Annotated in this window: 15 protein-coding genes and 1 riboswitch; of the genes, 4 read left to right on the top strand and 11 right to left on the bottom strand. The window is 34.2% G+C overall.

Going from position 1 to position 13,283, the window contains the following annotated elements:
• Positions 1-211 precede the first annotated feature (211 nt).
• Both ACFTQ7_RS08200 and ACFTQ7_RS08195 read right to left on the bottom strand, forming a co-directional pair.
• Complete coding sequence (locus ACFTQ7_RS08200; RefSeq protein ID WP_386828077.1) at positions 212-448, bottom strand: hypothetical protein; 237 nt, start codon at positions 446-448, stop codon at positions 212-214.
• Between the two features lie 138 nt (positions 449-586).
• Positions 587-985 (bottom strand): hypothetical protein, encoded by a 399-nt coding sequence (locus tag ACFTQ7_RS08195; protein ID WP_386828076.1) that lies wholly within the window; start codon positions 983-985, stop codon positions 587-589.
• A 315-nt stretch (positions 986-1,300) separates the two neighbouring features.
• On the opposite strand from ACFTQ7_RS08195, the gene ACFTQ7_RS08190 reads away from it, so the two are divergent.
• Positions 1,301-1,531: a hypothetical protein gene (locus ACFTQ7_RS08190; protein WP_386828075.1), complete on the top strand. Its 231-nt coding sequence runs from the start codon at positions 1,301-1,303 to the stop codon at positions 1,529-1,531.
• A gap of 22 nt (positions 1,532-1,553) precedes the next feature.
• Positions 1,554-1,718 (top strand): hypothetical protein, encoded by a 165-nt coding sequence (locus ACFTQ7_RS08185; protein ID WP_386828074.1) that lies wholly within the window; start codon positions 1,554-1,556, stop codon positions 1,716-1,718.
• Positions 1,719-1,756: 38 nt separating this feature from the next.
• Here ACFTQ7_RS08185 and ACFTQ7_RS08180 read toward each other — a convergent pair whose 3' ends face one another.
• Positions 1,757-2,743: an ETX/MTX2 family pore-forming toxin gene (locus tag ACFTQ7_RS08180; RefSeq protein WP_386828073.1), complete on the bottom strand. Its 987-nt coding sequence runs from the start codon at positions 2,741-2,743 to the stop codon at positions 1,757-1,759.
• A gap of 680 nt (positions 2,744-3,423) precedes the next feature.
• On the bottom strand, positions 3,424-4,194 hold the full coding sequence (locus ACFTQ7_RS08175; protein WP_386828072.1) for a TSUP family transporter: 771 nt from the start codon (positions 4,192-4,194) through the stop codon (positions 3,424-3,426).
• Positions 4,195-4,319: 125 nt separating this feature from the next.
• Here ACFTQ7_RS08175 and ACFTQ7_RS08170 point away from each other — a divergent pair, with 125 nt between their 5' ends.
• Positions 4,320-5,102: a TrmB family transcriptional regulator gene (locus ACFTQ7_RS08170; protein WP_386828071.1), complete on the top strand. Its 783-nt coding sequence runs from the start codon at positions 4,320-4,322 to the stop codon at positions 5,100-5,102.
• A gap of 79 nt (positions 5,103-5,181) precedes the next feature.
• Here ACFTQ7_RS08170 and ACFTQ7_RS08165 read toward each other — a convergent pair whose 3' ends face one another.
• Complete coding sequence (locus tag ACFTQ7_RS08165; RefSeq protein ID WP_349658035.1) at positions 5,182-5,553, bottom strand: nucleotide excision repair endonuclease; 372 nt, start codon at positions 5,551-5,553, stop codon at positions 5,182-5,184.
• A 194-nt stretch (positions 5,554-5,747) separates the two neighbouring features.
• Positions 5,748-5,858, top strand: a riboswitch (SAM riboswitch).
• Between the two features lie 153 nt (positions 5,859-6,011).
• Here ACFTQ7_RS08165 and metA point away from each other — a divergent pair.
• Positions 6,012-6,947 (top strand): homoserine O-acetyltransferase MetA, encoded by a 936-nt coding sequence (gene metA, locus ACFTQ7_RS08160; protein WP_386828070.1) that lies wholly within the window; start codon positions 6,012-6,014, stop codon positions 6,945-6,947.
• Positions 6,948-7,079: 132 nt separating this feature from the next.
• Here metA and ACFTQ7_RS08155 read toward each other — a convergent pair whose 3' ends face one another.
• From ACFTQ7_RS08155 to plsY, 6 genes are all read right to left on the bottom strand, one after another.
• Positions 7,080-8,522 (bottom strand): GerAB/ArcD/ProY family transporter, encoded by a 1,443-nt coding sequence (locus tag ACFTQ7_RS08155; protein ID WP_386828069.1) that lies wholly within the window; start codon positions 8,520-8,522, stop codon positions 7,080-7,082.
• Positions 8,523-8,560: 38 nt separating this feature from the next.
• Entirely contained in the window at positions 8,561-8,794 is a 234-nt protein-coding gene (locus tag ACFTQ7_RS08150; protein ID WP_386828068.1) for a hypothetical protein, read from the bottom strand.
• Positions 8,795-8,797: 3 nt separating this feature from the next.
• Entirely contained in the window at positions 8,798-9,997 is a 1,200-nt protein-coding gene (locus tag ACFTQ7_RS08145; protein ID WP_386828067.1) for a Ger(x)C family spore germination protein, read from the bottom strand.
• Between the two features lie 14 nt (positions 9,998-10,011).
• Positions 10,012-11,559: a spore germination protein gene (locus ACFTQ7_RS08140; protein ID WP_386828066.1), complete on the bottom strand. Its 1,548-nt coding sequence runs from the start codon at positions 11,557-11,559 to the stop codon at positions 10,012-10,014.
• A 127-nt stretch (positions 11,560-11,686) separates the two neighbouring features.
• Positions 11,687-11,977, bottom strand: coding sequence for a HesB/YadR/YfhF family protein (locus ACFTQ7_RS08135; RefSeq protein WP_386828065.1), 291 nt, complete (start codon positions 11,975-11,977; stop codon positions 11,687-11,689).
• Between the two features lie 19 nt (positions 11,978-11,996).
• Positions 11,997-12,599, bottom strand: a complete 603-nt coding sequence (gene plsY / locus ACFTQ7_RS08130) for a glycerol-3-phosphate 1-O-acyltransferase PlsY (protein WP_386828064.1) — start codon at positions 12,597-12,599, stop codon at positions 11,997-11,999.
• Positions 12,600-13,283 lie beyond the last annotated feature (684 nt).

Below are 13,283 nucleotides of genomic sequence, written 5' to 3'. Positions count from 1 at the left end.
ATTACTAAAAAGGTTTGTACGATAAAACAAAAGCAATCATAAAACAGAAATAACACAAGTCGCACTATACAAAAGTGATAAATCGAACATAATCCGCCTTCTCATTTTTAGTCAAACTATAATATATAAATAGATTCAGAAAAAGCCGAAGCGTTGACACACGCTCCAGGAAACTAATGAACAGTATGAAGATTAAACAAAAAAAGAGCGATTAAAACAGCGCTCTAAAAAAATCATAAAATCCCATGTTCATCGGGATAGCCCAAATAAAGAACCCGAGCAGAGCAATTGGGCCAAGTAATAAATTATAAATTTTGGTTGGCAAAATATTGCCTAATAGGACTTTATAAATCGCTGCACATACTACCATAACAATAGGTAGTAATAGCATTGGTGGAATGAAATATAGTAGACTTCCGCCAATTGATAATCCTGAAAATATGCCCATTGCATTACCTCGTTATGTATTTTCTGTAAATTATATCATAAAAAAGCCGCAGCGTTTGCAGACGCTACAGCTCTTTAAGAGATGTTAAACCTTCAGGTATTAATAATCATTTCTAATCATGGTTCACATTGATCGTCCTCAAATACCTGTTTTATATTTAGAAATATTTTTTTTATTTTCAAAAATAGAAGTATTCTGTTCATATTTTTTTGGATTAGATAACTGTTCAAGCTGTTGTAACAACAGATCGTGAGAAATATCATTCAAATCTTCGGACTCTTTCATGTTTTCTTGGGTTTGTTTTACTTCCCTAATAAGTAATCTAACTAATTTTTTTCCAATTGTTTTCACAATATATGTACGTATATAACCATCTTCATATCTGATTTCAAGTTTAGGTTTGTTATTTTTTTCGTTTTCGTCTTCGTCTTTATGTATATCTTCAATTCCAAATAAATCTAAGAGACTTTCTTTTTTTATATTTTTATTTACCTCTGTTTTTAAATAATTTAATGTACTACCGGTTTGAATTTTCATTCATAATTCTCCTTAGAATTTAGTGTTTGTATACCTTATTATAACCTTTAAAGTTAATAAATGGAGGTTTTAATATGAAAATTTGTTCAGTACTTTTAACATCAGTTTGCTGATGCACAAGCATTAAGTAGCATTAAAGACTACACTGTTAAATTGCCCGAAATATTGTAGTTTTAATAAATTCGAAATTACTTAGAATAAAAGAAAAAGCCGCAGCGTTTGCAGACGCTACAGCTAAGATTTGGTTTATGCCCTTCTATTTAGGCTAGTCAGATAAGTAATTATAACACATAGAGGACATAGGAGGGAAAAACTATGTTAAAAGAGAGAACAGAATTAAATCGCTACCAACTAGACAAGGCAATTAAAAAGTACCATGACAACATGTGTAAGTACATGAGAATGAAGGATGAACTTGATTCATTAACAGCTGCTGCATCTACAGCAAAGTATGGTATTGAGGCAACAATGCCAAAAGCTGCAGGAAGCACAAGTGATCCAGTACATGCACATGTTCAAATCAGAGCTTCGCGAGGTACGTATTAACAAAACAAAGAATGAATTGTTGATGGTTCAAAATCTAATTGACAGGGTAACAGGTGACATTGAGCAAGAAGTGCTTTATTGGTTACTGGAAGGCATGCCTTTCCGTTGGATTGTTGCAAAGCTGAATATGAGTCATACAAGTGTACAGCGTGTAATGGTATGCTCCCCCATTAGGTTAACAGATTAAAAAATTTAAATCTGTCTACCTAATGGGGAGCATATCACTTATTTTGTTAGTGATTTTATGTTAGGTTGTATAACTATATTTTCTGTTTTATCAATCTTTTTGGTTTTTATATTTATAAATTCAACTTTAACATTGAAAATACTGCCATATTCTGATTCAAAGCTACCCACTCCACTAGTTAAAAAGTAATCGGGATTATTAGAACTTCTTGAAAGAGCTTTAATCTCAGGTATTTCACTATACCCATCTTTTTCTGCTTGCTTGTAGGCATCGTCATAAATAGAACCAAGGCTTACCGAACCTTTAATACCTTCAAATACATGATACATTGTGATTTTATCGGAACCATATACTTCTTTATTCAATCCAATTTCTGAATGAAGGTCCATTTTACCTTTAATTTTTTTTACATCTAATGTTGCCGTTACACGAGCAATTGTTTGTGGTGGAACAATAATCGCTTGAGTTGGGGCTACATACTCTACAGTCTCAGAAGATTCATGCGCCTGAGTACTATTAAAATTATATTCTGCTTTTAAGGTGATTTTTCCTTCTGCTAGAAAGGGTATGCCAGTTGAAAGAGATGTTTCAGTCCCTAGCATAAATCCATGTTCTGTAGAAGAAGTTGTAGTGTTGGTATAAGATTTACGAAATTCTGTTGAATTTAAAGTTTGTTCACGGTCAGTCGCATTTTCTAAATCACTTTGTCCAGCCCAAAGTGGGGTAGTACTTATTACTTGGGGTTCCATTGCTAATTGACCATAAGAATTTTTAACTTCTAAATCTTCCGCAGTTACAACTGGAGCAACACGAAGTAATCCATTCGCTCTTAAATATTTATCGTAATATTGGAAAAGCCACTGAGTGCCTAGTCCTACATTAGGGAAACTATTCTCCCTCTGGTTAATCTGTTTAATCAATTGTTGCTCGTTATTATCCTCTGTTTTGGCGGATACCGCTAAGGGTGTTAAAATACTTATCCCCAAAGTCGCACATAATAATGTTTTCGTAATTTTTTTCTTCATATCTTTCCTCCTAGCTTACTCATATTTTTGTTTTCCATTACATTACAATCATACATAACAATATTTTAAAATGCGAATTTTCAAAAAAAGTAAGTAAAATAACCAAATATAACATAGTTTATTATTGTATATAAGTATATTTAGGGTATAAATGTTACTAAAATATACGAAAATACTCATAATTCTAATGAGGAGACTCATTTGATATATATAAAATGTCACAAAAAATATAAAAGATAGTATCCTAATATTTAACAAGGTTTAAGTTTAAGATAAATATTTTAATGGTTTAGATTGTATTCGCAAAATTTTGAATAATAAATCTATCTTCTCTTTAGAAAGCTAAAGCTTTATTAAATTCCATATCAACATTAATTAAATGAGGCCTGTTTTTGATATTTATCCATTAACCATATTGGAATATTTTACAAAAAATGATGCGATGTTTTTATATTAAAGGTAGTTAAAAAAGACACTCTCTTAATGAGAGTGTCTTTGCGCTTGTAGGTAATAAATAATTTTGCCCCCCAAGTTTGCCCCCCAAGTTTGCCCTCCTATACTAAATCTAATTAAATGCAATAATGCATTTAAAATAAATTGTTAGGTTGTTTTTTCTACACAAATACAATAAAAACACATACGATTTTCGTCCTATTAAGTAGCGTATCTACGGCGGTTTTTTAATGAATTATGTAATCATAAGCATTTTTAGTGAGCAATGTAATCGTTACGATAATAAACAATACGCGAACAAAACCGGTACCTTTTTTAATCGCCATACGTGAGCCTACAAATGCACCGGCAATTTGAGCTACACCCATTAGTAAACCGTAGACATAATGAATTTGACCTAAGTAGGCGAACATTAAAAGTCCTGCAAAATTACTTGCTAAGTTTAAAAATTTGGCATTTCCTGCTGCCTTTAAAAAATCGAAGCCGACTAATAAAAAGCTGAAAATTAAAAATGAGCCGGTTCCTGGACCAAGAAATCCATCATAAAAACCAATGCAAAATAACAATAGCATGAATAAAACTAAGTGCGTAAATTTTAAATTTTTGACCGCAGCTACTGAACCCCAGTCTTTTTTGAAGATTGTATAGACTGCAACAGCAGCAAGCATTATTAGCATAAGTGGTTTTAGTAATTCTGGGTTTATTAAATGTACTGTCCATGCACCAAAGAGTGATCCAATAAAGGCTAGGGGAAAGTATTTGATAACTGAACGAATTTCTAGCTGACCGGAACGATAAAAGGAAATGGTTGATGTTAAAGACCCCATTGTACCAGCAAGCTTATTCGTTGCTACGGCTGCTGCTGGATTTAAACCGGCAAACATTAGGGCAGGTAAGGCAATTAAGCCACCTCCACCAACGACCGCATCTACAAAGGCGGCTAAAAATCCAAAAGATATTAATAATATGACTACATTTAAATCTACTTCAAATAGCATGTTTACACCTCTTTAGATAGTTACTACTGAAATAGTAACTAAAATTCACTGAGCTGTAAAGACTAATTTTTTCGTTGGCGTACCTTCATACCCTTCAATTATAATAGAGGAAATGGAGGGATTCGATGGAATTATTAATCGCCCAATTAAAAGAACTGGGATTCACAGAATATGAAGCTAAGGCCTATACGGCACTCGTACAAAATAGTCATGTAAGTGCCTATCAAGTAAGTAAAAACTCCGGTATCCCACGTGCAAGAATATATGACATACTTAATGTACTTGTTGAAAAAGGGTTAGTAATGAAAGAAGAAACTGCAGATCAAACGACATACTCTTCCATTCCGGTTGCTGTGTTTTTACAACAAATTGAGCAACGCTGGCAATCGAATTTTACGTCGATTAGTGATCAATTAGAAAAATTAGAGGTAAAAGAGCAGGAAGCGGAGCATAAGGTTGTTACGCTAAAAGGAAAAGAGGCAATCGTCAATTATTGTCAGTCGTTATTACAAAAAGCGGAGAAAAAAGTACTATTATCAATGTGGGAAGATATGTATGAAAAATTGCGAGAAGATATACATGAGGTCTCTCAGCGTATTCCGGTTCATGGCATTACATTGTATGTGGATGAAAATGTTGCATCGATTGACCAGCATCGCATTACTCAATATACGAGGAATGCTGCTACGCCCCATTGGTTTATACTGTCTATAGATGGTCAAGAGATGATTTATGGTCACTCACCGTCCAATCAAGAAACGGCTTTTATAACAAATGACCCAGTGCATATTTATTTATTAGAGGATTATATATGGCATGACGTGCTTGTCAATCGACTGTTAAAGCGCGATGATACGGAGCTTGGGGAATGGATTACAAAAGAACGTAAAGCCTTTTTCGTAGAGTGAAAATAATAAAAGAATCTACAAGCCATCATGTACAGATGGCTTGTAGATTCTTATTTTATGTTATATAAGATCTTTTATCTTAATAAAAAACTTTATCAACATTGTATTTAGCGCGGAATGTATTAACCGCGTATGTTTCGTAAATTTCACGTTCCATTGGATCATCTACTTCGTACACTTCAATTTTGAAAACTTCATCACGATGATTTTTCATCGGTGACACATTGTCTTCGAAATGCTTTTTAATACGTTGACGAATCTTACGTGCTTTACCGACAAATAATAGTTCATTCTGTTCATTGTAGAATAAGAAAATGCCGCCATTTTCACGTGTGATTTTATGGAAATCAATAAAACCGAAATACGGTGTGATTGGTACATCACCTGGCTTTACATCTTGTTCGCGTTGGCGAATTACTAAATCTGGTTTTGGAAATTCAATTTTAATCAAACTATTCACGTTCCTCTCTGTTACTAAAGGTATATGTTAACATAATTACAGCTTGTTTACCATAAAATATATGGACTTAGCTTCAATATTAGTTTTAAACAAATTACATAATGACATGCATGGTCAATAACGAAATATTCTATGTATTGTTGATATTCTTAATTGTTCATGTTACAATTCATTTTAATTAAATAATCTTATCATGAGAAGTTGAGGGATTTGGCCCGATGACGCTTCAGCAACCTCTAACAAAAGTTAGAAAGGTGCTAATTCCAGCAAAGGATTTGTCCTTTGAGAGATAAGAGTGAACGTGGTAAACATCCTTCTCATTCTATCTCAAATGGAATGAGAGGGATTTTTTAATTTCATCGAAAAAAAGACTTTACGCAAGGCCTGTGTATGGAGACTAAGGCCAATAATGGGTTAACAGAGAGAAATATAAGAGAGGGGAATGCAAGATGCCAATTAATATTCCAAAAAACTTACCAGCTGGAGAACATTTACGTGAGGAAAAAATCTTCGTAATGGAAGAGGATAGAGCGAAAACTCAACAAATTCGTCCGTTAAATATCTTAATCTTTAATTTAATGCCAGAAAAAGAAAAAACAGAGCTGCAATTACTACGTTTATTAGGGAATACCCCGTTACAAGTGAATATTACATTTTTGAATACTGCTACTCATGAATCGAAAAATGTTAGTAAATCACATTTACAATTATTTTATACGACGTTCGATCAAATTCGTCATCGTCGCTATGATGGCATGATTATTACGGGGGCACCAGTAGAAAAAATGCCGTTTGAAGAAGTGAACTACTGGCAGGAAATTTCAGAAATTATGGACTGGTCCAAAACAAACGTAACATCGGTTCTACATATATGTTGGGGTGCTCAGGCAGCGTTATACCATCATTACGGTATTGGCAAAATTGGGCTTTCTGCTAAATGCTCAGGTGTATATTCTCATGTTATCACGGATTTAACAGTGGATTTAGTACGCGGCTTTAGTGATTTGTTTACGGCACCACATTCGCGTTATACGTCTGTATCGATTGATGAAGTACGCAACCACCCTGATTTACGATTGCTCTCTTATTCAGAAGATGCTGGTGTTTTCATTGTGCAATCTAAAGACAATAAAAATATTATGATTACTGGTCACCTTGAATATGATGCAACCACTTTAGCGGATGAATATAGTCGTGATGTTGCGAAAGGATTAGATATTGAGGTACCAGTGAATTACTTCCCAAATGATGATCCAGCGAATGAACCGATTAATACGTGGCGTGCTCATACACATTTGTTATTCTCGAACTGGTTGAACTACTATGTTTATCAAGAAACACCATACGAATGGGATTTTGTTGATCAAATTGAATATCATATTTAGTGCTATAGAAAAATGATGACCTTGATATTATAGGGTCATCATTTTTTACTTTTCTCATTTCCGTTCCAGCAGGGCACCCTCCTGAGGGCGTCCGATGAGCCGCTTCACTTTTGGTGATGAACAATACTGCTGTTAATTGTCTGGCGATTTTTTATTCTTATCACTGTTTGGCGTATTTCCGGTATCGCTATCATTCTGTGTAGAATTTCCGGTATCGTTTTCACTTTTACTTTGTGTAGTATTTCCGGCATTATTATTACTTGCACTTTGAGCAGCATTCCCACCATTGCTGTTACTATCACTTTGAGTAGAACTATCGATATTGCTACTATTTGCACTTTGAGCAGAATTATCGTTATTGCTACTACCTGCACTATGAGAAGCATTCCCGCCATTGCTACTACTATCACTCTGTGTAGTATCTCCGTTATTACTATCATTTTGATTTTGCGTACTACTATTACATTGCGTATTATCTCCTTGATTACCATTGATTTTTCGAATCTTCGCGACTATTAATAATAGTAATGGTAATAAAATCATTAAAATGAAGGAGAATATAGGCCATATATCTCTATTGTAAATATTGGAATGAATGATATTTGGATGAACAATTTGTGAAATTCCAAGGATAATCATGCCGAGTGGAAAAATGAGAGGGCGATGATTTTTAATTTTAAATATTTGTGCGATACCGATAACCGAAGCATAAAAATACATAAAAGTCCTAATATAAATTGATATAATCCACATGGCTGCCATAATAACTTCAATACGCTGCAAAAAATTCCCGATTGAAATTCTTTGAGCTAATGCATAGCTAGGAAATGTCCTAGATGCTGTATTTACAGGACCTAGGACAAGGATAGACAGTGCGATAATCGTAATTAAGGCAATCCCTCCAATAATTGTGCCAATGTAATAACCTTTTTGTGCAGATTTTTGTACGTTAACTGTGGAAGGGAAAATCATTAATAATACAGCAAGCGGGAATGAAAAAAGACTTATAAATCGAATCATACTAAAGAATAATGATTTTTTTGATGTTTCCATTATTGGCTGTATATTTTCGATTTGGATGGATGGTGTAATAAAAATGACAAAGAAAATAAAAATTAATATAAATATGGCAAATAGTATTTCTGCAGAACGTGCAAATACTTCAATTCCTAAAAATGCAGCATAAATAATGATAATACTGAACATAAATGCAAAGGCCATCGTAGGTGTTTCTGGCATTATTTCCGTTTTCATGAAAATTCCAATGAAATATAACAATTCACCGGCAGAAAGTAAGGTTATAAAAATAAAGCCAATCGCAGTAAATTTTCCGAAAAAACGACCTAATATCTTTTCATTAGCCTCTATAAATGTAAGGGTAGGTGTTTTATTTCCTAAAGCAACGAAAAGCTTTACTATGGGCAAACTTATAACGACACCAATGATCGCTGCAATCCATGCATCTTGCTTTGCTTCGCTTGTTACACTCGCAGGGATTATTAAAATGGCTGTCCCGATTGAAAAGAGAAGGGTAATAATCATAAATTGTCTTGAACTAATTATTTCTTTTTCCATTATGAACTACCCCTTTTTCTTAACATAATATTGCCTTATTACTTTGTCAGAGAGATGATGTAATCTTTAATTGGTGAAAAAATATAGGTAATCAAATCTAATGGGCTCGGTATTTTGACCTTTAATAAGATTGCAATATTTAATGCGGTACCAAGCAATAAAAATATCGAAAAAATAACGATCGTTTTCGTTTCTTTATTTTTTTTTAATGTTGGAATAAAGGCATAGGCTATAACAGCAGAAATGATAAATATGAATATCGCCATCATCATAGCTTATTCTCCCTCCGGCTTATTCACTAATGAGTTTTCCATCGTTCCTAAGCCTTGTGTGTTTACATGTACTTCAACTTTAACAGGTAGCTCTTGAAATATGGTTAGCCACTCTTTTTTTATTTTTTTCCACTCTTTCGGATTTGTGCGATGAAGTGCTTCGCCGAATCCAAAAATATCGACCCGATAATTTTGCTGAACTGTACTGATTGTTTTTTCGATTCGCTTTTTAATAAGTTCTTCCGTTTTTTTATTGATGTAGTGAAGCGATTTTTCTTTTGTAAGGTCTATATCACATTCAACTTCTCCGACATTTTGGTTAACATCTATAGAAACATTGATTTTGGGTGATCCATTTTTAAATTTACCTTTTATTTTTGTCTTTGAGTGTGTAATTTCAGTTGATAGAGTACCTCCCTTAGGGCAAGTAAGAGTTTCAATTGTACTTTCTATTTTGTCCTTTAAAAAGCCTAGGCTTCTACTCTCATCTTCCGATAAAAGCCCAATGAGTTTATCTTCTTTAAAAACAGCTAAGCCCGCATATTTTAATAGCACAGGAGATTTCGATCTTTTAACATTTATTTGTTCCATGCCAACATTTTTATCCCCCTGTATTTCAATAGCAGACATGACTACACTATTTTCTTTGCTATTTAAAGTATTAATTATCTCATCAATTTTAATGGATTGGGTTGTACCCCAAGATTTCGCCGACGTCCTAAGAGAATTAAGTAATTTAGTAGCTGGTACTTTTTCGATAGGTGTTAATACATTTAAAACTTCTTCGGCAGTCGCGTCATGAGCAACGATGACATCGAAATCATTTCTGAATTCATGATCTCTTGAAATTAAATCTAATGGCTTGCCAATTCCTTCTGTAGCTAATTCATCGCCGAGCACAACTATTTGAAGATGAGAAAAATAAAGTTTTCGAGCTGTTAATGTTGTCATTTTTCTTATGGCCTCAAACACTGTTGCACCTTTTGAATGATAGGTAATAACCGGTGACCGTCCTGAAGTAGGCTGTTTGGAAGAGATCTCACCAGGAATTACAACTTGAACTGATATGTCAAATTCATTATCTACTTTATCTATTCCTAATGCTGCGACAATTGCTAATTCATTGAGTTCACGCTTACTCCAGCAACCACTTAAAAGTAAAGTAAGAATCATTAGTAAACATATTGCCTTAAATTTTGACATAGTTTATTCCTCGTTTATACATTCTTTTGATTCCTTTTTTTCGTATTAATATATTTATGACCTCTGACAGTGTTTTTTTTACTAATTAAACGTGGTCGAGTCAATAAAGCTCTACGCGGGAACAACACAAGTGCATCTTTTTGATCCTTTAAAATTAAGGGGCCGAATGGACTTAAATATGGAACACCGAAAGTTCGTATACTGCTTAAATGTAATAAGATGATCATCAGGCCAAACATCACACCAAATAATCCAACGATTGCTGCTACAATCATTAATGGGAAACGAAGAGCACGAACGGTATTGGATAAGCCATAAGCAGGGAACAAGAAGCTACAAATGGCTGTTAAGGCCACAATAATGACCATTACGGCTGATACAACATTTGCTTCTACGGCCGCTTGACCGATCACTAATGTTCCAACAATGGACACGGCTGGTCCAATGGTTCTTGGCATGCGAAGACCTGCTTCTCTTAACACCTCAAAGGCAATCTCCATAATGAGTGCCTCTACAACGGCAGGGAAGGGGACTCCTTCACGTTGAGATGCAATACTGATCAGCATCGGAGTCGGTAGCATTTCTTGATGGAAGGTGGTGATTGCTACGTAAAGCGATGGTGCCACCAAGGCAAGGGCAATTCCAAAAAATCTCAAAATGCGTACAAGAGAACTAATCATCCAATGCTGATAATAATCTTCAGCAGATTGTAAAAAGGATGTAAATAATGCTGGCACAATGAGGACAAACGGTGAACCGTCCACTAAAATGGCAATTTTACCATCTAATAGCTCACCAGCAATAACATCAGGCCGTTCAGAATTATAAATAGTAGGGAATATAGTGAATTTGTTATCTTGAATAAAATCTTCGATATAGCCGCCTTCTAAAATACCATCAATATTAATACGATCTAATCGGGCAAGAACCTCTGCTACTATTTTGTCATTGGCAATGTCATTTATATACATAACTGCAACTTCCGTTTTTGTTACTTCACCGACAATCCGGGTCTTGATCCAAAGATTTGGACTTTTAATTTTTCGACGGATTAGGGCTGTGTTCGTCCGTAATGTTTCTGTAAACGATTCCCTTGGACCTCTAATAACCGACTCTGTGGATGGTTCCATAATGGCTCTATCTTTTGCACCTTGTGTACTTGTCACGATACCAGTTGAAGATTCATCTAATAAGATGACCGTATCACCCTTTAAAATAGAATTGTACAGTGCTGAAAAATGGAAAATATCATTCACATCGCCGGCTGTTAAACAAGAATCTCTCAAATATCGAATAATCTTTTCTATTTCTGTATCTTGATGATCTTCAATATCAAGCATTAGCTTATCAATCACAGAATTAGAAATGCTTATTTTATCGGATAAGCCATCTATATAAATGATTGCTAACGTATATTGTTCAGCTTTTCCAATCGTTATTTCTCGTATGACAAGGTCATTACTATTCCCCAGTGTGTTTTTAATCAACTTTAAATTTTGAGAAAGAGAACTATATAGTTGGTCGTTATTTTGGGAGGTATCAGCAATTTTAGAAATAGACATGTTCTTTCCTCCTCAAGTTTTTACATAAATATAGAATGTACAACTTTGAGAGAAGATAAACTAAGGTTGGAAGTGATTTCATAGAAAAAAGCAGTGTTCCTTTCGTATAAAGAAAGGAAACACTGCTTTATTTTGTATACGTATATTTTAGTTCTTCATTAGTAGCATCCACATCTACATTTAATTTGTGGTCATTGAAGAACCATAAATCTTTTTCATCAATATAGTAGGTCACATCGTCAATAACTGTCTTTACACCAATTTCGATTGGTTCTTCACGTGTCATACCAAGAGAAAAGCCTTCGTGAAAAGGACTGGAACCACCATATCTAGCATAAAAACGAATCGTATCTCCGGATTCTACTTCCATTTCTTGTTTAAACCATTGTAGGGCTACATCTGTTAGTGTGATATTCATTAGAATGCTCCTCTCTTCGTTACAGCCATTTTACCTTTGGTTCGGTACCATTTTTAATGCGGGTAATATTTGCTCGGTGACGATACATGATAAAGGTAAATAAACAAGCTACTAAAATACCTAACGCAAAATCACCTGTAACAAAATAATAAACGATTGAGTAAATAAGTGCTACTAAAGCGGCAATCATCGAAGTTAAGCTTACAATCTTCGTTATTTTTAATGTTAATACAAAAGCGATAAATAGTAAGATAAATAGAGGCCATGAATAACCTAAGAGAACGCCTGCTGATGTTGCCACCGCTTTCCCACCGCGAAAACCTGCAAAGATAGGGAACATATGACCAACAACGGCTACTAGTCCAAGAATTAGCGAGTGAATGGAAACGCCAGAGAAGACAGGAAGAGCTACAAGTAATACGGCTGCTGTACCTTTTAAGACATCCATAATCGTTACGACTATTCCCGCTTTTTTTCCTAAAATACGAAATGTGTTTGTCGCACCTAAATTTCCACTTCCATGTTCACGAATATCCGTTTTATAAAAAATTTTGCCTACCCATAATCCCGAAGGTATAGAGCCGATTAGATAAGCACATAAAATAATAAGTCCATTTAGCATAGCTGGACTCCTTTCATTCATTGATTATTACTTGGTACTAATAATATGTAATAAATATTCTACACTTTTTCTCTACAATCTACAATGACATGAAGGAGATTTCTTCGTGTATCTTGAATTCATTATAAAAGATAACTATTTTTCAAGGATTTTAATTTGTATTTGATTATATGTTAGGCTTTTTGACATGATTCATATTGGCAGCATGAAAGACCTTTCTAAAAATATAGGTAAAAAGGCAATTTTGTCAATCATCCATTCCTTTGGTAGAATAGAAGTCTATCTTTAATTTCTAGAGTAAGTTAGTATGAATTTTCAAATAGACAGAAGGAAGCTATGAAGTACTGACCTGTATATTTTGCTGTGGAATTTCAAATGCTTCTGTATGGAAGACCAAAACCTATACCGATCGGCATCGTTTTGAAATGAGAGAAATGACCAGAAGTTAGCCATATGTTGTTTTATTTATGGAACTAATGTTTATGATCCTGCGTCAAGGGAATAGGATAGTTAGTAATACATAATAATGCATATATTGCAACTTTTTCTTCCGGTAACATGCTCAAAACGATAAAGCTGTGAGGAAATTTTAAAAATTTATTGGGTCTGTCACTAGCTATTGACAGGAAATGCTATTATTATTAGGAAGAGAACATAAATAGAACATGCGTTTTGTTTTTTGGA

Origin of the sequence: Lysinibacillus sp. NPDC056959 (genome assembly GCF_042674095.1) — a bacterium.
Taxonomy (GTDB): domain Bacteria; phylum Bacillota; class Bacilli; order Bacillales_A; family Planococcaceae; genus Lysinibacillus; species Lysinibacillus zambalensis.
The sequence above is the reverse complement of the archived record's forward strand: the minus strand, read 5'-3'. Positions and strand labels throughout refer to the sequence as shown.

What these genes read in the sequence shown, in the direction of transcription:
- ACFTQ7_RS08200 (WP_386828077.1), bottom strand. Translation starts at nt 448, where the DNA reads ATGGGCATATTTTCAGGATTATCAATTGGCGGAAGTCTACTATATTTC.
- ACFTQ7_RS08195 (WP_386828076.1), bottom strand. Translation starts at nt 985, where the DNA reads ATGAAAATTCAAACCGGTAGTACATTAAATTATTTAAAAACAGAGGTA.
- ACFTQ7_RS08190 (WP_386828075.1), top strand. Translation starts at nt 1,301, where the DNA reads ATGTTAAAAGAGAGAACAGAATTAAATCGCTACCAACTAGACAAGGCA.
- ACFTQ7_RS08185 (WP_386828074.1), top strand. Translation starts at nt 1,554, where the DNA reads ATGGTTCAAAATCTAATTGACAGGGTAACAGGTGACATTGAGCAAGAA.
- ACFTQ7_RS08180 (WP_386828073.1), bottom strand. Translation starts at nt 2,743, where the DNA reads ATGAAGAAAAAAATTACGAAAACATTATTATGTGCGACTTTGGGGATA.
- ACFTQ7_RS08175 (WP_386828072.1), bottom strand. Translation starts at nt 4,194, where the DNA reads ATGCTATTTGAAGTAGATTTAAATGTAGTCATATTATTAATATCTTTT.
- ACFTQ7_RS08170 (WP_386828071.1), top strand. Translation starts at nt 4,320, where the DNA reads ATGGAATTATTAATCGCCCAATTAAAAGAACTGGGATTCACAGAATAT.
- metA (WP_386828070.1), top strand. Translation starts at nt 6,012, where the DNA reads ATGCCAATTAATATTCCAAAAAACTTACCAGCTGGAGAACATTTACGT.
- ACFTQ7_RS08155 (WP_386828069.1), bottom strand. Translation starts at nt 8,522, where the DNA reads ATGGAAAAAGAAATAATTAGTTCAAGACAATTTATGATTATTACCCTT.
- ACFTQ7_RS08150 (WP_386828068.1), bottom strand. Translation starts at nt 8,794, where the DNA reads ATGATGATGGCGATATTCATATTTATCATTTCTGCTGTTATAGCCTAT.
- ACFTQ7_RS08145 (WP_386828067.1), bottom strand. Translation starts at nt 9,997, where the DNA reads ATGTCAAAATTTAAGGCAATATGTTTACTAATGATTCTTACTTTACTT.
- ACFTQ7_RS08140 (WP_386828066.1), bottom strand. Translation starts at nt 11,559, where the DNA reads ATGTCTATTTCTAAAATTGCTGATACCTCCCAAAATAACGACCAACTA.
- ACFTQ7_RS08135 (WP_386828065.1), bottom strand. Translation starts at nt 11,977, where the DNA reads ATGAATATCACACTAACAGATGTAGCCCTACAATGGTTTAAACAAGAA.
- plsY (WP_386828064.1), bottom strand. Translation starts at nt 12,599, where the DNA reads ATGCTAAATGGACTTATTATTTTATGTGCTTATCTAATCGGCTCTATA.